Source organism: Vibrio sp. EJY3 (genome assembly GCF_000241385.1).
Lineage (GTDB): Bacteria > Pseudomonadota > Gammaproteobacteria > Enterobacterales > Vibrionaceae > Vibrio > Vibrio natriegens.
This window is the reverse complement of record NC_016613.1, coordinates 2,509,797-2,528,478: the sequence shown is the minus strand read 5'-3', so window position 1 is coordinate 2,528,478 and position 18,682 is coordinate 2,509,797. Positions and strand designations below refer to the sequence as shown.

The following is an 18,682-nucleotide window of genomic DNA, read 5'->3' as shown; positions in this document are numbered from 1 at the left end:
TTTTGAATACAAAAAAGGTTGCCTTATTGGCAACCTTTTTTTGTTTTGCATGTTTAATGAAGTGAGCTTTCGGTTTCCAAATGGAAAGATGGCAAACGCCATTTAAATCGAACCGCTGCCATACGTAACACATAGCCAACCACCAGCGTTACGATAGTGGCCGTGACGTCCGGCACATTAAATTCTAATAATGCTAAGTACAGCCCAGAAGCGATTAAGGCTACGGATGCGTAGAGCTCTTCATGCAGTACTAACGGCGTCTGACGACAAATCAGGTCACGAAGTAGTCCGCCAAATACGCCAGTCACTAATGCAGACACCATACAGATGCCAGGGTGCAGCCCCATATCCAGTGCGATTTTAGTGCCGATAATACTAAAGACGATCAAGCCTAACGCATCGAGACGAATAAACAGACCTTTTAATTTGATCACCCATTTCGCTAGCCCTGTTGTTAAAATCCCTGCAAGGCAAGTGATGGCGAGAAACTCCGGGTTTTTTACCCAGCCGAGCGGATAGTGCCCTAATAAGATATCACGGACGGTGCCGCCACCGATGGCCGTGGCACTCGCGACCAACATAACTCCAAACCAGTCCATTTTTCTTCGTCCGGCACTTAACGCACCAGTCATGGCTTCAGCCGTGATACCAATGACATACAACACACTTAGCAGCATAAGGGACACTCAACATCAAATACAACCAGGCTTGAAGCGATGGGAAAGTGCCTCAAACCTATCAATACGCTCTACTCATCTGAGAGCATAAAATATTGCGAGAGTGTAGTGGGAAATGTGATCTGTGACGAATGAGAAATTGTATCGAGAAGTAAGGTTTCAGATTAATCCAGCTAATAACCAAACCTGTTGTGTGGCTTTACGAGCTGGATAAAAACAGCGACAATACGCAGAGTAAGTCCGTATGAAATACAGAATCTATGATGACCCACCACTATCAAGACCTTATCACCCTATTTAACGACACATTTCTTGAACCTTTTAACACGAAATTAGAGCTGGGCGGAGATGAACCTATCTACCTTCCTGCGGATGAAGAGCAACCTCACCACCGGATTATTTTTGCTCGTGGTTTCTATGCGTCTGCACTTCATGAAATCTCGCATTGGTGTGTAGCTGGCCCTGAGCGTCGTTTGTTGGAGGATTTTGGTTATTGGTACGAGCCGGATGGCCGAACTGCAGAGGTACAGGCTGAGTTTGAGAAAGTAGAAGTTCGCCCTCAGGCATACGAGTGGATACTGTCTAAAAGTGCTGGCTTCCCTTTTACTGTCAGTTGTGACAATCTACACGGCGATTTTGAACCAGATAGGCTTGGTTTTATGCATAAAGTGCATAACGAAGTGTTAGGTATTCTGGAGGCAGGATTGCCACAACGAGTGAAAATGTTGTCTGAAGCGCTACGCTCTTTTTACCAAACTAAGCCGCTGGAAGCGTCTGACTTTATCGTTAAATAACCTCAGAGATACCCCATGATTATTGAATTTGAAGAAAAACTACTGGAACTGATTGATGCTCGAATTGAAACAGCATCAGATGACGAGCTGTTTGCTGGTGGTTATCTGCGTGGTCACATCTCTTTATCTGCTGCATCGTGTGAAGACGAAGGCATCAATGATATTGAAGAGCTGAAAGCTCGCATCGCCAACAGTTTAGATGAAGCTCGTACAGAGCTAAGTCCATCCGATCGCATTATTGTTAGCGATCTATGGCAAGAGCTACAGGCTCAAGCTTAATTATTCCTACCCCATTTCTAATTGTTTCGAAGTAGGCCTACGTACTACTTCGAAAAATTTGAATCTCTCCGTAAAATTTTTGTGGTTGTTGGCAAACTGTTTAACTTTTATTCTGATGGCATAAAGAGTGAACAAAAGGATACAACCATGAAAATTGTCGCATTTGCTGCTTCTACCAGCTCAACATCAATCAACAAAGTACTTGCTACTTACGCAGCCAATCAAGTTGAAGGCGCGCAAGTGAACGTATTGGACCTAAACAACTATCAAGTTCCAATGTTTAGTGAAGATACAGAGAAAGAGATCGGCCAGGCAGAGGGTGCGATTGCCTTCTTAAGAGAGCTAGAACAAGCGGATGCAATCGTGGTTTCTTTTGCTGAACACAACGGTTCTTACGCTGCAGCGTACAAAAACTTGTTTGACTGGGCGACGCGTATTGAACGTAATGTATTCCAAAACAAGCCAGTTGTTTATCTAGCTACATCTCCAGGCCCTGGTGGCGCACAAAGCGTATTGGCAGCGGCAACAGGTTCTGCTCAGTTCTTTGGTGCAGATGTTAAGGCGTCTGTGTCAGTGCCAAACTTCTACGAGAATTTTGACGTAGAAACAGGTGCAAGTCTAAATGCAGAAATCGCTGATCAAGTACAACAAGCAGTCGCTCAATTGGCGTAACCCAGCCAGGATTTACTTCCACCGTTATTATTTCTCGGGAATGACCCCCGTGTTTAGTGAATGGTAAGCGCCCCCACCTATCTCTAAGCTCAGTCATTCCTTCGAGTTTAGTGTGGTCTGGAAGCCTCTAATAACGCATCGTTGTTACAAGCTCCCTGACCACGATTTTTGTTTCTGCCAAAACTTAACTAAAGTTCAGTAATCGCCTTACCTTTGCGCAGCTTACGAACCCACATCCGACCTGGATGCAATTCAGCTAACACTTCTACAGGCAATGGCAGAGGGTCGCCACAAATTTGTGAAGCCAGCAGTTCAGCCATCAGTGGTGCAGAGCTCAATCCGCGAGAACCCAGACCTAAAAAGCAGAATAGGTTAGGGAACTGATGAATTGCTTCAACTTCCTCTTCCTTCTGGTTTTGCAAGTTTGCGTATTGTGTTTTAACTGACTCAAAATCACTTACATTACCAATAAATGGCAGGTGGTCGCGACTCACACAGCGAATTCCTTGGCGTGATAAGTTTCCTGTTATGTCGACCTCGTTGGTCCACGTCTGATTTGGCACACACTTGACGAGCTTGTCAGCATTGTCTTGTTGCGCGTTGCTATCAAACTCGTAATCCAAGTGGCTGCGATCGTAACTTGCGCCAATGCAGAGCTGCTGATTATTTGGGTTAACAGGCGTCATGTAGCCATCGTAGCAAAGCACCGATTTCAACTTAGACAGCGTTTCTGTCGCTGGTGCGTGGCTTACCTGACCTTTCACTTGTCCCATCGGCAGATCTGCGGTTTGGCACAGCGTTTGGAACTCATGGCCATTGGCAATCACGACAGTAGAATGCTCAAAGGTTTGGCCATTCGATGTTAGTGCCCAGCTTTGACTTTCTTCATTCCAAGTGAGCGCGTCGATTTTGTGTTCAAACTTGGCTTCGAAATTGTCATTTTTTTCAAGCTGAGCGATCAGCCCACGAGTTAACTCCGCAGGACAAAGCCAACCACCCAAAGGGTAGTGCACTGAAGGCATATCGATAGGCAAGCCAATAGCTTTAGCCGTTTCTTCTGTTGAAAGTTTCTGAATGAGCTCGGGCGTGAAGTTGCCTTCTAATATCCTTTCTAACTTAGCTGTGGACTTTTCATCCCACATCAATTGGGTGACGCCACACCACTCATGGTCAAAACTGATTTCTTCCGCCGTTTGCTCAATAAACTGACGAGCGAATAAAAAGGCAGGAGCAAACACACGCGACACACCAGTGTGAGGGCCATTAAGTAGTGGATAAACGGCGCCTTGTCGGTTACCCGATGCCCCTTCTGCTGGTCGAACATCTTTACAATACAGTGTGACGTTTTGACCACGACGGTTTAATGTTTTTGCCAGGGCTGCGCTTGCTATGCCACCACCAATAATGGCTATTGAGTCAGAATGGCTTGCCGCTGTTCGGTTAAACCAGGGTAAGTGATTGGTGTGGGTTTGACGCTGTTCCATCGCGCCAGCGATCATTTCGCGTTTGGTACCAAAGCCTTTTACTTTGGCCATGGTAAAGCCTGCTTCAATCAAGCCACGACGCACAAAGCCTGCAGCAGTAAAGGTCGCGACCGTACAATCTTGCTTGGCCAGTTTTGCCATGCCGTTGAACAGATTCTGATTCCACATCTCTGGGTTTTTACTAGGTGCAAAACCATCCAGGAACCAAGCGTCGATCAAGCCTGATTCACCATAAGGTACTTGTGGCATGCAGTCTTTGATATCACCAAACCACAGGTCGAGGGTAATTGCGCCATCTTCTAATACGATTCGATGGCACTCTGGTACTGCGGCTGGATAATGTTTTTGCAGTTTCGCGGCATACTCTGCTAACTCTGGCCACGCTTGATGGGCTTTTATTAGATCCGTTTGACTCAGAGGGTACTTTTCGAAACTGACAAAATGCAGCTCTTTTAATGTTGCCTCAGGGTTTTCACGACGAAAGTCGTTAAACCACTGCCATACCGCTAGGAAGTTTAATCCAGTGCCAAATCCGGTTTCACCAATGACAAAGCGTCTTTGGTCAAACTCCTGCCATCTTTCTGGGAGATGATTTTTTTTGAGGAAAACGTAGCGTGTCTCTTCAAGACCGTTTACGTTAGAGAAGTAAACATCATCAAATTGGTCAGAAACTGGCGTACCAGATTCGTTCCAACCCAGTTCTGCGTTTTTTATTGAAGTCATATTGGTCGTAATTTTGTGATTTGGCACGGTAACAATAGGACGATTGTACGAATTTATAGGAAAGCTGACCACTTTTGTTGACTATCTTAGTTATTATCTAGCGGATTTTTGAATTATAGGAATGTCATAATGAAACGAGTCGTAATCACCGGTATGGGTATTGTTTCAAGTATCGGTAACAACGTCGAAGAAGTTCTAGCGTCTCTTAAAGCGGGCAAATCTGGCATCACTGCATCTGAGCAGTTCAAAGAACACGGTCTTCGTTCGCAAGTATGGGGTGATCTGAAAATTAACCCAGCGGAACACATCGACCGTAAACAGATGCGCTTTATGGGTGATGCGGCTGCTTATGCATACCTATCAATGCAGCAGGCAATCGAAGACGCTGGCCTATCTGACGATCAAGTTTCAAACGATCGTACTGGTATTGTTGCTGGTTCTGGTGGTGCTTCTGCGTTAAACCAAACACTAGCGACAGATACGATGCGTGAGAAAGGCGTGAAGCGTATTGGTCCATACATGGTTCCACGTACCATGTCTTCTACTGTTTCTGCGTGTCTTGCTACACCGTTTAAAATTCGCGGTGTGAACTACACAATGAGTTCAGCTTGTGCAACTTCTGCACACTGTATTGGCCACGCTATGGAGCTAATCCAGCTTGGTAAACAGGACATCGTATTTGCGGGTGGTGGTGAAGAGCTAGATTGGTCTCAAACTATGATGTTTGATGCGATGGGCGCACTTTCTACTAAGTACAACGACACTCCAGAAAAAGCATCTCGTACGTACGATGCTGACCGTGACGGTTTCGTTATCTCTGGTGGTGGCGGTATGCTGGTTATCGAAGAACTAGAGCATGCACTAGCGCGTGGCGCGAAAATCTACGGTGAGATCGTAGGTTACGGTGCGACTTCTGATGGCTACGACATGGTAGCGCCATCAGGTGAAGGTGCTGTTCGTTGTATGAAGATGGCAATGCAAGGCGTTGACCACATCGATTACATCAACACACATGGTACTTCTACGCCTGTAGGTGATGTGAAAGAGCTAGGTGCGATTCAAGAGCTATTTGGTGAAAACAGCCCTGCAATCTCTGCGACAAAAGCGATGACTGGTCACGCACTAGGTGCAGCTGGTGTTCACGAAGCGATTTACTCAACGCTAATGCTAGACAACAACTTCATTGCTCCAAGCATCAACATTGAAAACTTGGATGAAGCTGCGAAAGGTCTGGATATCGTGACTGAAGCTCGTGATGCTGAGATCGATACGGTAATGTCAAACAGCTTTGGCTTTGGCGGTACTAACGCAACGCTAGTTATCAAGAAATACCAAGGTTAGTCAGTACACTGCTAATCGAAATTGTTGGGGCCTTTCGTTCGACGAAGAAGTGTCCCAACAAACCAGTTTCCAGAGCTTGATCAGTTTAACTGGTCGAACAGACGCAGACTTTATCCCAAGGAGAGCGGGATAAGATCCTTTTGTTCTGGAACTTTGCCCGGCTTAATGCCGGGCTTTTTATTTGGTGTAATAAGAGTCACACCTCACCGAGTTATCAGCAAATTTCAGGCTCACGCCAAGCGGGGGCCCAACTGCAGATATTCAAGATTAATGTAATCCTGACCATATTTCTCAGACTGATCGATAGCCAGCGGCAACTCGCTGAACTCCAGTGTATATTCACCGGCTTGGGGAAAATGCAGCTCGCCCAAGCGACTGTGAATGTTTTTCCACGGTACCTGGGCATCGTTGGTGTCTGTTTTGTCGAGGTTTAGCTCAAACTCCCAAGACTGACCTCCACAACTTATGCGACCGGTTTTACCGTTGTGTACCCATTGAGGGTCTTTATGATGCATGGTTTCCAAAGAAACCAGATCTAAGGCGAACCGGCCCGGGCTCTGAATTTGGAAGGTCCAGCGGTAAGTGAGTTTTTCAGGATCAAAGTGAGCGATATTGAGCGTGTCCAGGCGCACTTTGGCCAGTCGGTCCTGATGGACGATAGGATTGATGTCCAGCTCACCGTCATACTCCAGCTCGATCACCAGAGGCATCCGATCATAATTGTGCCCGAGTTGCAGGTTGAGGGTGCTGGCCGTGATGCCCGTATCCGTATGTGTTTTCTGCAAATAGGAAACATGGCCTTTGATTTGATTATCAAGCAATCGCACCTGTTTGATTCGATTATTGAGACTATGTAAGCAGATAACGTTTTGCTCTGGCTGACGCTGCACATGCAGATACAGCTTATTGGTGGCTGGTCTATGTGTTACCACGCCCCAATTGAAGCCGGTCTGCAGCGGGGTAGCTTCTGTATCGATCACCGCTTCCTGATTCACCTGCATCCATTGGCCTATCTCGCTAAGTAATCGCACAAGGGACTGGGGAATACGCCCGTTATGATCCAGAGTTATATTGAGCAGAAAGTTTCCGCCCCGGCTGACTACAGAACACAGCTGGTTTATCAGATCCTTACTGGATTTGGTATTGTTGTCGTTGCGGCTATAACCCCAGTTGTCATTACTGGTAGCAATGCCTTCCCAGTAATATGGCTTGATATAAAGTGGCTCCATGTAGTTATCATGGCCGGTTTTAATATCCCAATCCAACTGGTACTCACATTCCGGTGCCGTAACTCGGCTATTAACCACCGCATCAGGCTGTTTTTTCCGGATTAATGCCATCAGTTCGCCGATCCGACGTACGTGGTCAGCTTCTTCTTGTACATCAAAGCCTCCCATATCAAACCACAGCGAACATAGATCTCCGTACTGCTCAAGCAATTCATTAACCTGAGGTAAGCACTTGTTATTCCAGTATTCCTGATAATTGGCTTGGTCTGGGTTGAAGTCCCAATCATTGGGGGCTTTTGACACTGCGTTTTCGTTCTCCCAGTCGATCACATGCGAATAATACAGGCCAAAATCCAAGTCCTTATGACGACAGCTTTGACTGAGTTCTGCGACTGGATCGCGTTTAAACGGTGTGGCGTCTGTGATGTTGAAAGGATGTGATGGGCTGTGATACATGGCAAACCCGTCGTGATGCTTAGCTGTGACCACCATGTAATTCATCCCGGCTGTTTTGGCCAACGCCGTTACCTGGTCGGCATCAAATTCGCTAGGGTTAAAGTCAGAAGCGTATTCTTTGTAGTCCCGCATAGGAATACGGGCAAAGTGGGGCAGCCATTCGCTAATGATGTCGTAGTATTGTCCCTGATAATACCCGGCCAGATCCCGGTGGCAATAAAGCCCCCAGTGGATAAACATGCCAAAGGTATTTTTTTTCCAGCGGTTCAGCCCTTGCTTACTGACGCCAGTAAAGGCATTGCGATTGTCCAACTGGCTTGTAGCCTGGCTGCTTGTTCCTGTCAGCTCACCTGCTGTGGGCTTGGTCATGATACACCTGTCTAATTTATGAAATGCCTTTTCATAATAATTGTTTTGTTTGATTCAATAGAGTCAGGTGCAGTTAGATGCGAGCTTTCTCACGCTAACTTTGGTTTGTTGATGTAAATACGCTCTTACCTAATGCAGGTTAATGCCCGCTTCAACCGTTACCTTTTTAAATCGGTCATCAACTCATTGTAATCCTTCAACCAAAACGCCCACTTTGCCCGGACTTGCGTGATATTAATCGCACAAACAGTTTGAACGGGTGCTGTGCTTGCAATTTTCAACTTAACATTTGCTTTATTGAAATGATGTTTCATTAAGTGATGTTTAGAGCATGAACAACAGACAAAATCACATTGTTGATCAAGTCCGAAAGCAAGGTGAGGTTAAGGTTGAGGAGTTAGCTGTCGAGTATGGCGTCTCTGTTGAGACCATACGCCGCGATCTGAATACATTAGCAAAACACAGCCTGTTATGTCGTACTCATGGTGGTGCAGTCAGCCTGCAGACTCGTGACATAGGCCAGACATTCTCCTCACGACAGAAGTTAAACGCACAAGCTAAGCATGTAATGGCAAAGCATGCACAGCACTACCTTATCGAGAGAAGCGTCATTGGAATGGATGCCAGCTCTACCTGTCTGCACGTTGCCCGACAGATGCCCGATATGGCGTGCACTTTGGTAACCAATTCCACTGGCATAATGCAATGTATAGCATCAAAAGAACAGGTGTCAGTCATTGTCACTGGGGGCAGTTTTTCCGTCAAATACTCTGCCTTTCACGGCCCTATTGCCGAACAGGCGTTGTCCCGTCTGAATCTGGATGTGGTTTTACTGTCCTGCAGTGGGGTCGATGAAAACGGAGCCGTTTGGGAGTCGAACGAACTAAATGCCTCCATCAAGCGTCGCATGTTGGGTTGTGCGGCTCAGGTGGTACTGCTTGCCGATACGAGCAAAATAGGCAAAAAGGGGCTGATCAAGATTTGTGATGCCACAGAGATAGATATCTTTATCAGTGACTGCCGAGTAAACAGTAAGTTACGGCAGTGCCTTAAGAAAAACCAGGTTCTGGTTATTGATGGATAAGCTCGCTGATATAAAACAAACAAAGAAACAGAAATAAGAAGAGATAGAACGAAACGGAAGATATCTCCATTACTGAAAACGTTGAATCCAAGTTGTTACGTTTTGCTTGCGCCGGTTTAGCAGTAGCTAATATATGCGGCAAGTCTTACCTGCCTGTAGATGCACTACCGTAGGCGTAACCATGCCATCCACTGTGCCGCTATTTCCACTCTGAACAATGACATTCCCGCCATTCATTACATGATCGCTGCCAGATCCGGCAACGATATTCCTCGCATACATTATGCAGCCTTTGGGCTGCCAAGCTATCTGAGTGCTGAGGCATCGCCAAGCGCAAGGCTATCCTGCTGCTGCATTAAGGCCTGATCGCCGCTGATGAGAACCTACGCGGTTAACTTCAATTCACGTCGTATCGTGTCGATCTCTTCTTTTATCCTCCCTCCAATTTAATACAGATAGTTTGCGTCAGAGAATTAATGTTGGGTGTGCTTGCCTGTGCGCCAAAGTAATTCTGAAGACGGACAATCGGTTCGGTTAGTGAGAAACGGGCATAGCGTCGACTTTACGATACGCTTTGGGGCATACATTTGTTTTGTGCATAAAAAAGCCGGCATGGCCGGCTTTTTCACTCTTAAGTTATATTATTGTGACTCTTTCCACAGCTGCGAAGTACGCATTGGACCTGGAGAAGCAATGGAATAAGAATCCGGTACTTGCGTATCGGTATTGTGTACGCCATTTTTGATTACAACACCTTCATCCAAAGAAGACACTGTACCGATGGTGTAGAAGTTTTCTTTGGAGATCTGGAGGATTTCTTTCATCAGTTTGTTTTGCTCTTCCTGAGATGCAGTTTCCCCCATTTTGCGATACAGCTCGATTTGCTTTTTCACATGCGCCGGCGGCTCAACTGCTGTGGCATGGTTTTTATCAGACATCCAGTAGTAGTAACCAATGCCCCAGGTAGAGGCAGGGTTCTGCACTGCATAGTTCGCGAACGAGTCCAATACACCGATACCACCATCGCCTGGAGGCGGCAGTAAATCGAAGTTGTTGTCGAGGCGCTGTGTCTGCATAAATGAACCTTCAACAATGCGAATATCTAAAAATATACCCACTTCTCGCCAGTCATTTTTAACTAACTCAAGGATGTCGGTGCGCTCGCCTACGTGAGATTGATCCATCAAGGCTTCAATACGCAGACGTTCACCAGTTTTATCCAAACGATAGCCTTGTTCGTCACGTTTGTTCAAACCGATAGCGTCCAGCATCTTATTGGCTTTATCTGGGTCATACTTGGTAAATTGCGTGGCGAACTCTTCATCATAGAAAGCAGAGCCTTCGGCTGGTGCCGCCTGATAAGCCTTTACTACACCGGAGTAAATGGTTTCACTGATCCCATCACGATCGATGGCATGAGACAGAGCAATACGGAAATCTTTATTGCTAAATAGCTCTTGTTTAACTGGATCTCTATGCGTTTGGTTAAACGGTAAGACTAAAGCGTTCATCCTAGTACTAGGGCGGAAGTCGTATTTGTAGCCACCTTTTTCTTGATTATCCATCAACATAGGGCGATAGGTGCTCAGGCCGATATGGCGGGTTTGGAAATCAGTCTCACCTGCAGCAGCGCGCAACACCATTTCTTCTTTATTCTCAGAATAGGAGAAATAAATACTATCCAGATAAGGCAGTTGGTTGCCCGCTGTATCTACCATCCAGTAGTAAGGATTTCGCTCCCATACGGCATACTGTGTTTTTGGACCTGGCGGAACTTTCACTTTCCAGGCGTTAACGGTTGGGCGCTCAGGGTTGGTGTAGTGCTCAAAGAAGTAGTGAGCGCGGCACTTGGTCTGGAAGTACTGCTGCCAGCTATCAAATCCCGCTGCTTTGGCGTTTGCTTCGGCGTTATTGTTGAATTCAGGCAGGAACTGTTGGCAATAATGTTTAGGGAACTGAACGATGTTGGAGCCGTCGGTGTTGGCCAGCTTACGGATGAACATACCGTCTGGTTTAGACAGAGTGAACTTAATCGTGTTGGTGTTGATCACTTCTGCTTTGGCGTCGCCTACATTACGGGCAAAAAACGGACGGTTACCAGACCAGTCGTCACGGTTCATCAGATCGATATAAAATGCGATGTCTTCAGCGGTAAATGGGTGACCGTCAGACCACTTCATGCCTTTGCGCAGGGTAATGGTGTATTCGGTCAAATCTTTGTTGACCGTGTAGCCAGTGGCTAAGTTTGGCTCAATGCCGGTGTAAGTGCGGTTGAAGTTGAACAGGTTGTCGTATTTAAGCATACGCATACGATGGCCATTGTCTTTCTTCAGACCCAGCAGTCGTAACTCTCCACCGTATTGGCCAATAGATTCAATCGGTTCAACGACCAACGGGTTTTCCGGTAGGCGTTTTTCCACTGCAGGCAGCGTTCCGGAGTTAACTAATTCAGCTAATTGTGGCGCTTCATTGTATGTGGCCGCTTGACTGGAAAAGGAGATTGCAAGCGCAACACTTGCTGCAACTTGGGTAACAAAAAGGGGTAGGGCAGTATTTTTCACAGGGCACCTTTATTATTTATTTCACGTCGAAAGAACAGTCACGGGTTATCCGTGTTCGCCAAGGAACGGGTTAGCAACGATGCTTAAACAAACATTCCGAAACGATGTTTCAACTAATTTATTCGAGTCTGATTAATATGTGGTGGAACGACAGATGTTCTGCGAGTACTCTCTCAAAAAAAGTCAGATAGGCCCATCTGCTATTGCCCATCATTATTTATTTTTGCCCGTTTATCGGGGAGTTAAGTTTGTTCGGGCAATGGTAAGTAAGACCACGGATGGTCAATAGCGATACACAAATACTCAACCTGATTCCTATAAATGTTGATGATAATGCTCAACCTAGTTAGAGGTATTTGCGAGACTGAAACGTTTCTATGCAAAAATGTTTTACCGCGTAACTATCCATTGATGAGCTGCGACAAACTCACACTCTCCTTCGACAGGGGCTGGAAGTCATTTGGGTATATTTCTTGAGATTTCTCGGGAAAAAGGCACAATCACTGCAATTTTTAAAAATGGACCTTAAAACGCTGGCGCTATGAAAATTATTGTTGATGAAAATATGCCGTACGCTGAAGAACTATTCAGCCAAATCGGTGAAGTGATTCTAAAACCGGGCCGTTCACTAACGGCTGATGATCTGATTGATGTTGATGCACTTATGATTCGCTCTGTTACCAAGGTCAATGCGGAGCTGATCAGTAAAGCAAACAAACTTAAATTTGTTGGTACCGCGACTGCAGGTATGGATCATGTTGATCAATCACTTCTAAAAGAAAAAGGTATTTTCTTTACGGCAGCGCCGGGCTGTAACAAAGTTGGTGTTGCAGAATATGCGTTCAGCGTAATGATGGTATTGGCGCAGCAACAAGGCTTCTCTGTCTTTGATAAAACCGTCGGGATTATCGGCGCTGGGCAGGTTGGCAGCTACTTGGAAAAATGCTTAAAAGGCATGGGCATCAAAGTGATGCTTAACGACCCGTTCAAGCAGGAAGAGGGTGACCCGCGTAGCTTTACGCCGCTTGAAGAGCTGATTGAAACATCAGACATCATCACCGTGCATACGCCAATTACCAAAGCAGGCAAGTACCCAACCCATCATATGTTTGATGAAGCGGTATTAAACGGTCTACGTGCAGATCAAATTCTTATCAATGCCGCGCGAGGTCCAATTGTTGACAACAGCGCATTAAAGCGTCGATTACAGAAAAATGATGGCTTCACTGCGGCTCTGGATGTATTTGAATTTGAGCCAGAGGTTGATATGGAGCTTCTGCCTCTGCTAGCATTCGCCACCCCTCACGTTGCAGGCTATGGTCTGGAAGGGAAAGCTCGTGGTACAACAATGATTTTCAATAGCTACTGTGAGTTCTTAAATAACGAATTACGTGCGCATGCCAGCGATTTATTGCCAACCGCGCCAGTGCCAACCATGATGTTGGATAGAGCATGGGATGAAGCAACACTGCATAACATCACGCAGTTAATTTATGATGTGCGTAAAGATGACGCTCTTTTCCGTCGCGAAATCGGTAAGCCGGGTGCTTTTGACCTGATGCGTAAAAATTACTGGGATCGCCGTGAATACAGCGCTGTCACTCTAATGGGTAATGAATCTTGCAATCTTGCCCCATTAGCAGAACTAGGTTTTCAGATTGAGGTAAGTCAATGAGCCAACAATATAATGTTGCCATTTTAGGCGCGACCGGAGCGGTCGGTGAAACAATTTTAGAAGTGCTTCAAGAACGCAAATTCCCAGTAGGTGAACTGTACCTTTTGGCGAGTGAGCGCAGTGAAGGCAAGACTTACCGCTTTAATGGTAAAACCATACGCGTACAAAACGTAGAAGAGTTTGACTGGTCACAAGCACACATCGGTTTATTCTCTGCTGGTGGCGACCTGTCAGCAAAGTGGGCGCCAATTGCTGCTGATGAAGGTGTGATTGTTATCGATAACACGTCACACTTCCGTTACGAGTACGACATTCCATTAGTGGTTCCAGAAGTAAACCCGGAAGCCATTGCAGAGTTCCGTAACCGTAACATCATTGCGAACCCTAACTGCTCTACCATTCAAATGTTGGTAGCACTAAAACCAATCCATGACGCAGTAGGTATTGAGCGCATCAACGTTTCAACTTACCAGTCGGTATCGGGTGCAGGTAAAGCGGGTATTGATGAACTAGCAGGTCAAACAGCCAAGTTGCTTAATGGTCTGCCAGCGGAAACAAAACAGTTTTCACAGCAGATCGCGTTTAACTGTATTCCACAAATCGATCAGATGATGGAAAACGGCTACACCAAAGAAGAAATGAAAATGGTGTGGGAAACGCAAAAAATCTTCAATGACCCAAGTATCACGGTAAACCCAACTTGTGTGCGTGTTCCTGTGTTTTACGGTCACGCAGAAGCCGTTCACGTTGAAACTCGTTCGCCAATCGATGCGCAAGAAGTGATTAACCTCCTTGAGCAAACTGAGGGTGTTGAAGTGTTCCACGGCGAAGATTTCCCAACTCAAGTTCGTGATGCGGGCGGCAAGGACCACGTTATGGTTGGTCGAATCCGTAACGATATCAGCCATCACAGCGGCATTAACTTGTGGGTAGTGGCAGACAACGTACGCAAAGGCGCGGCAACGAACGCTGTACAAATTGCAGAAGTGCTTATTCGCGATTACTACTAAGCTCTTAGAGTTATTGAAACCAAGGCCTCGCATCATGCGGGGCTTTTTTTGTTCTATCCGCGAGTAATTGTGTGAGATTAGTACGAATATGGTTAATGTCACACATTTTTTACACCTAAAGCTATAGTTTTGCTTGATATATCCGATATATTTAACTGATCACCATTTCAAATTGTATCAAGCACAAAACTGAGCCTTCTATGCGCCAAATTTATAAGCGTTTGTTAACAACCTTAGTGTTAATAAGCGCGACTCAGACATCGTCAGTGGTTCAAGCCGAAGGAATTCGTCTTGTTGGACCTTCAGGTGAAGTGCAATCGTCTCCTAGCTATGCTGAAGAGATTGAACGAGCATTACCCGCTCCTCCTGCAAATTCTCAGCCTTCTCGTTTTATCGGGCCTACGGGTGAAAATCAGACGTTATGGTCGATCGCGTCTCAAGTGCGGCCATCTCGCAGCGTGACAGTTCAACAAACGTTGCTTGCTATCTATCGAATCAACCCTCAAGCGTTCGAAAATCAAAATATCCACGAACTGATCCCGGGAAGCAGACTGCGTCTTCCTTCCTTGGAGCAAGTGCAAAGTGCGAGCACAGAGCAAGCCGTCGCAATCATGAAGGCGCATGAGGCTAAACTCAAACAGACTAAGCCTGTCACTAAGCCAAAAGTGGTTAAGCGCGCAGAGCCACAGCCAACAGCACCGCAAGTCAAGCAAGAACCCGTTTCCCCTCAACCAGTGTCTCCTCAACCAGAGTCGGTTACGCCTGTTAACGCTGAACCGGTTAAGGCCGATGAACCAATTGCTGCTGTTCCGCCAGTCAATACGTCTGCGAAAGGTGAGCAGCAAGTCACTGAGCTAAAAGCGAAACTGCAAGGTTCACAGAGCGAGCTCAGTTCTCTGGAAGAAAAAAATCATCGTTTACGCCTGATGCTGTCAGAAGTGCAGAGTGAAGTTCAGACACTGAAAAATGAACTTAACGATGAAGAGCGTATCCGCTCAGAAGTTGAAAAACTGTTGGCAGAAGAGCGCCAGCGTGCTGATGAGCAGCAGCGCATGCAGCCAACCGCATTAGACAAATTCTTATCTAATGGCTGGCTTGTTGGACTGGCGGCGCTTATTCCAGGCGCGTTACTTGCGTTCTTAGTCGTCATGCTACTCGGTCGTCGCAGCAAAGAAGAAGAGCCAGCTCCAGCTTCGCAGCAGCAATCTCCAGCGGTTGATCCACTAGCGGCCCCAATTGGTTTGGCTGCAGCGGATGAGCTCGAAGAAGAATTGAATCTGGATGACGATCTCTTCGCCGATGAAGAGAACGATATTTTATCTGAGCAGGCGAGCACTCCTGAGTTAGAGGATGATGTTTTTGCTGGTCTTGAGGATGAAGAGCTTGATTTCAATCTAGAAGGTGATGATGGCGAAGATCCTTTCGCTGGTATCGGTGACGATGGTGACCTTGACGTCGGCTTTGACGAGTTTGAATCCTCAACGAACGGAATCAAAGTCAATGGTGAAGAGAAAGCACTTGGCCTTGAAGAAATGGAGCGAGCGTTAGACGAGGCCTCGCCGGAACTCGAAGTTCTTGATGAACCAGACTTTGACCTGTCGGAAGGTGAGGGGGAAGAGTTTGAAAAAGAAGATCTCTTCGCAGAACTATTAGCCGACGACACACCGGAAGACGAAGAAGTTAGTGCGCAAATAGACCAAGCGACGTTGGACGAATTGTTAGCTGAGCTTGATGATACTACTGGAGACTTGGATGAAGATTCATCAACCGTTTCAGAGTATTCGTTTACTGCCGGTGAAGCATCAGATGATGAAATTGACAACCTTCTGGCTCAGTATGAGCAGTCTGAAGTGCAAACGCCTGCTAGTGGAGTGGAGCCTTCGCTTGATTCCAATGAACAAGAGGGCGTGACGAAAACCGAAGAGATCAGTGCTTCAGAGTTGGATGACAGCCTTTTCGACTTATCCGATAGTAATGACAATATCGATGAGAACAGCACGGACTTATTGGATGAACTTATCGAATTTGATGGCGATGAGGCCGACGACGAATTTGATCCGCTTGACGAACTAGAATCATTGTCAGGCTTTGGCAGTGAGGAATTCGAAGAGCTGGACGCAGACAGTGTCGATTTGCTTGATGAGTTGCTTGATGATGACATTAATCATTCGTTAGATGATGAGGTCTCTGGTGAACTCGATCCGTTTGATGAGCTGATTCGTGAGGATGATGCGCCAGAAAGCGAGCTTAACCAGCGAGAGCAGAGTGCTCCTAAATCAGAAAGTACGCAGGATTTCCCATTAGAAGAAGCCCAAGCGAGTCAAATAGAGCCAGTTCATTCTGCTAAGGATAATCTAGAGCTTGAGTCGGACTTAGATATTGATGCGCTTCTTAATGAGCATCAGCCTGAGCTGTTGCAACAGCCTGAGAACCAAGAACCTGAAAAGCAAGCGAGTGAAACGGCTGTTAGTGATGAATTCTTGGAAGATATTGAGGATATCTCACTCGAATACGATCCTTTGATGCGTGAGTTGGATGAGCTTTTTGAATCAAGTCACGATGACGCAAGTTCTGAAGAGCAAGACAACAAAGAGGAGCCTTCTGAGCTGGATTCGTTGTCTGATGAGCTAGAAGAATCTCTAAATACAGAAGAAAAGGAATCTGAGCCTGAATTTACACCAACGCCGAATGCCGTTGAAAATGAATTTGGCATGCCGCTCGAAGAGGACTGGTTACTGGATGAATCTGAACCAGAGTCCGAAACAAAACAGGAACTAGAGCCTACTGCTACAACGTCCGAAGAGAGTGACGAAGACGAATTTGCTTTTGATGAGTTAGAGCTGCCAGAATTCAGCGAAGAAGACGCCTTGGCATCCATGGCGGATGAGCCGGAGCGCGCAGAATCGGAAAGTGAACGACCTGTAGCTAGTTCAGAAGCGGACGATGAGTTTGAATTTGATGAGCTAGAACTACCAGAGTTCAGCGAAGAAGACGCCCTAGCATCCATGGCGGATGAGCCAGAGTTAGCCGAATCGGAAAGTGAACGACCTGAAGCCGTCTCAGAAGCGGACGATGAGTTTGAATTTGATGAGTTAGAACTACCAGAGTTCAGCGAAGAAGACGCCTTGGCTTCCATGGCGGATGAGCCAGAGTTAGCCGATTCGGAAAGTGGACGACCTGAAGCCGTTTCTGAAGCGGACGATGAGTTTGAATTTGATGAGTTAGAACTACCAGAGTTCAGCGAAGAAGACGCCTTGGCCTCCATGGCGGATGAGCCAGAGGCAGCAGATTCGGAAAGTGAACGACGTGAAGCCGTTTCAGAAGCAGACGATGAGTTTGAATTTGATGAGTTAGAACTACCAGAATTCAGCGAAGAAGATGCCTTGGCCTCCATGGCGGATGAGCCAGAGTTAGCCGAATCGGAAAGTGAACGACCTGAAGCCGTTTCAGAAGCGGACGACGAGTTTGAATTTGATGAGTTAGATCTGCCAGAATTCACAGAAGATGACGCGCTTGCGTCTATGTCTGATAGGACAGCACCAGATTCAGAATCCCCCGTCAGCCCTAAAATTACGCTGAAAGCAGACAACGATCATGATGCACTGTTCGAACTGTTTGCTCAGCAGCAGAATGGCCTAGATGCAGAGCCAGAACCGACTCAAACCACTCAAGAACCAAACATTGCTGGTTTAGCTGAGTCTGATATGGAAAGTCTGTTATCTGAAAAAGGCGAATCTGAAGCTTTTGAAGGCCAGTTAGATCGCGACACGATAGACAGCGCAGGCATGGACTTCGAGACTATGTTTGATATCGGTGACGATTGGGAAGGTTTTAAAACACCGAATGATAATAGCGCGTCGGAAGCCGAGGATGTACCTGAAGATCAGCGAGACATCTGGAACTCAGAAGAGGCTCTGAGCGAACCAGAAATTGCTGAAGAAAACTGGGAACAGCAAACGACCCTGGACGATTTTGATCCTAAGAAAAGTCAATTCATGACTATTGATGAATTGATGGCACAGGTTGATAACGAGAGTGGAGAGTTTGAAGAACAAGACTTGAAGCTGGATGTTGGGTTAAATGAGTTTCCGGATGTCATTGGTGACATCACTGATGTGGACGTCGATTCCGATGCAGAAGGCGCAGGTAAGCTGGATTTAGCTAAGATATACCTAGAAATGAACGATCCGAAAGGGGCGATCAAACTGCTGGAAGAAGCTATTGTATTCGGTGAAGATGACGTTCGCCGTGAAGCGAAAAACCTCATCGACTCCATTAATGGTAGATAAATCAATAGGGGTGGCGTAAGCCGCCCTTTTTGTCTCTGC

Annotated in this window: 13 protein-coding genes; 8 read left to right on the top strand and 5 right to left on the bottom strand. The window is 46.3% G+C overall.

The window, feature by feature from the left end:
• Window positions 1–53 precede the first annotated feature (53 nt).
• The gene (locus VEJY3_RS11385; protein WP_014232621.1) at window positions 54–677 is read right to left on the bottom strand and encodes a trimeric intracellular cation channel family protein; all 624 of its coding nucleotides are present in this window, start codon (window positions 675–677) and stop codon (window positions 54–56) included.
• 263 nt (window positions 678–940) lie between these two features.
• On the opposite strand from VEJY3_RS11385, the gene VEJY3_RS11380 reads away from it, so the two are divergent.
• From VEJY3_RS11380 to VEJY3_RS11370, 3 genes are all read left to right on the top strand, one after another.
• Complete coding sequence (locus VEJY3_RS11380; RefSeq protein ID WP_014232620.1) at window positions 941–1,471, top strand: elongation factor P hydroxylase; 531 nt, start codon at window positions 941–943, stop codon at window positions 1,469–1,471.
• A gap of 15 nt (window positions 1,472–1,486) precedes the next feature.
• The gene (locus tag VEJY3_RS11375) at window positions 1,487–1,750 is read left to right on the top strand and encodes a YfcL family protein (protein ID WP_014232619.1); all 264 of its coding nucleotides are present in this window, start codon (window positions 1,487–1,489) and stop codon (window positions 1,748–1,750) included.
• A gap of 147 nt (window positions 1,751–1,897) precedes the next feature.
• Entirely contained in the window at window positions 1,898–2,422 is a 525-nt protein-coding gene (locus tag VEJY3_RS11370; protein ID WP_014232618.1) for an NADPH-dependent FMN reductase, read from the top strand.
• A 188-nt stretch (window positions 2,423–2,610) separates the two neighbouring features.
• Here the strand turns inward: VEJY3_RS11370 and mnmC are convergent, their stop codons facing one another.
• Window positions 2,611–4,629, bottom strand: coding sequence for a bifunctional tRNA (5-methylaminomethyl-2-thiouridine)(34)-methyltransferase MnmD/FAD-dependent 5-carboxymethylaminomethyl-2-thiouridine(34) oxidoreductase MnmC (gene mnmC / locus VEJY3_RS11365; RefSeq protein WP_014232617.1), 2,019 nt, complete (start codon window positions 4,627–4,629; stop codon window positions 2,611–2,613).
• A 129-nt stretch (window positions 4,630–4,758) separates the two neighbouring features.
• Here mnmC and fabB point away from each other — a divergent pair, with 129 nt between their 5' ends.
• Complete coding sequence (gene fabB, locus VEJY3_RS11360; protein WP_014232616.1) at window positions 4,759–5,970, top strand: beta-ketoacyl-ACP synthase I; 1,212 nt, start codon at window positions 4,759–4,761, stop codon at window positions 5,968–5,970.
• A 230-nt stretch (window positions 5,971–6,200) separates the two neighbouring features.
• Here fabB and VEJY3_RS11355 read toward each other — a convergent pair whose 3' ends face one another.
• A complete protein-coding gene (locus tag VEJY3_RS11355; protein WP_014232615.1) occupies window positions 6,201–8,024 on the bottom strand; it encodes an alpha-L-fucosidase in 1,824 nt (607 codons plus the stop codon).
• 331 nt (window positions 8,025–8,355) lie between these two features.
• Between VEJY3_RS11355 and VEJY3_RS11350 the strand changes: the two genes are divergently transcribed.
• Entirely contained in the window at window positions 8,356–9,108 is a 753-nt protein-coding gene (locus VEJY3_RS11350; protein ID WP_014232614.1) for a DeoR/GlpR family DNA-binding transcription regulator, read from the top strand.
• A gap of 126 nt (window positions 9,109–9,234) precedes the next feature.
• Here the strand turns inward: VEJY3_RS11350 and VEJY3_RS25730 are convergent, their stop codons facing one another.
• Window positions 9,235–9,390 carry a hypothetical protein gene (locus VEJY3_RS25730; RefSeq protein ID WP_158308261.1) on the bottom strand — a complete coding sequence of 52 codons (156 nt, stop codon included), beginning with the start codon at window positions 9,388–9,390 and terminating at the stop codon, window positions 9,235–9,237.
• A 359-nt stretch (window positions 9,391–9,749) separates the two neighbouring features.
• The gene (locus tag VEJY3_RS11345; RefSeq protein WP_014232613.1) at window positions 9,750–11,669 is read right to left on the bottom strand and encodes an ABC transporter substrate-binding protein; all 1,920 of its coding nucleotides are present in this window, start codon (window positions 11,667–11,669) and stop codon (window positions 9,750–9,752) included.
• Between the two features lie 541 nt (window positions 11,670–12,210).
• Here VEJY3_RS11345 and VEJY3_RS11340 point away from each other — a divergent pair.
• The 3 genes from VEJY3_RS11340 to VEJY3_RS11330 all read left to right on the top strand — a co-directional run bounded on the left by VEJY3_RS11340 (window position 12,211) and on the right by VEJY3_RS11330 (window position 18,643).
• On the top strand, window positions 12,211–13,344 hold the full coding sequence (locus VEJY3_RS11340) for a 4-phosphoerythronate dehydrogenase (RefSeq protein ID WP_014232612.1): 1,134 nt from the start codon (window positions 12,211–12,213) through the stop codon (window positions 13,342–13,344).
• A complete protein-coding gene (locus tag VEJY3_RS11335) occupies window positions 13,341–14,354 on the top strand; it encodes an aspartate-semialdehyde dehydrogenase (RefSeq protein ID WP_014232611.1) in 1,014 nt (337 codons plus the stop codon). Before VEJY3_RS11340 ends, VEJY3_RS11335 begins: the two co-directional genes overlap by 4 nt.
• 200 nt (window positions 14,355–14,554) lie before the next feature.
• A complete protein-coding gene (locus VEJY3_RS11330) occupies window positions 14,555–18,643 on the top strand; it encodes a FimV/HubP family polar landmark protein (RefSeq protein WP_014232610.1) in 4,089 nt (1,362 codons plus the stop codon).
• The last annotated feature ends 39 nt before the right edge of the window (window positions 18,644–18,682 follow it).

Bases quoted from the DNA above. Each gene is read 5' to 3' on its own strand.
- VEJY3_RS11340 (WP_014232612.1), top strand. From the start codon at position 12,211: ATGAAAATTATTGTTGATGAAAATATGCCGTACGCTGAAGAACTATTC.
- VEJY3_RS11385 (WP_014232621.1), bottom strand. From the start codon at position 677: ATGCTGCTAAGTGTGTTGTATGTCATTGGTATCACGGCTGAAGCCATG.
- mnmC (WP_014232617.1), bottom strand. From the start codon at position 4,629: ATGACTTCAATAAAAAACGCAGAACTGGGTTGGAACGAATCTGGTACG.
- VEJY3_RS11350 (WP_014232614.1), top strand. From the start codon at position 8,356: ATGAACAACAGACAAAATCACATTGTTGATCAAGTCCGAAAGCAAGGT.
- VEJY3_RS11380 (WP_014232620.1), top strand. From the start codon at position 941: ATGACCCACCACTATCAAGACCTTATCACCCTATTTAACGACACATTT.
- VEJY3_RS11370 (WP_014232618.1), top strand. From the start codon at position 1,898: ATGAAAATTGTCGCATTTGCTGCTTCTACCAGCTCAACATCAATCAAC.
- VEJY3_RS11375 (WP_014232619.1), top strand. From the start codon at position 1,487: ATGATTATTGAATTTGAAGAAAAACTACTGGAACTGATTGATGCTCGA.
- fabB (WP_014232616.1), top strand. From the start codon at position 4,759: ATGAAACGAGTCGTAATCACCGGTATGGGTATTGTTTCAAGTATCGGT.
- VEJY3_RS11355 (WP_014232615.1), bottom strand. From the start codon at position 8,024: ATGACCAAGCCCACAGCAGGTGAGCTGACAGGAACAAGCAGCCAGGCT.
- VEJY3_RS11330 (WP_014232610.1), top strand. From the start codon at position 14,555: ATGCGCCAAATTTATAAGCGTTTGTTAACAACCTTAGTGTTAATAAGC.
- VEJY3_RS25730 (WP_158308261.1), bottom strand. From the start codon at position 9,390: ATGTATGCGAGGAATATCGTTGCCGGATCTGGCAGCGATCATGTAATG.
- VEJY3_RS11335 (WP_014232611.1), top strand. From the start codon at position 13,341: ATGAGCCAACAATATAATGTTGCCATTTTAGGCGCGACCGGAGCGGTC.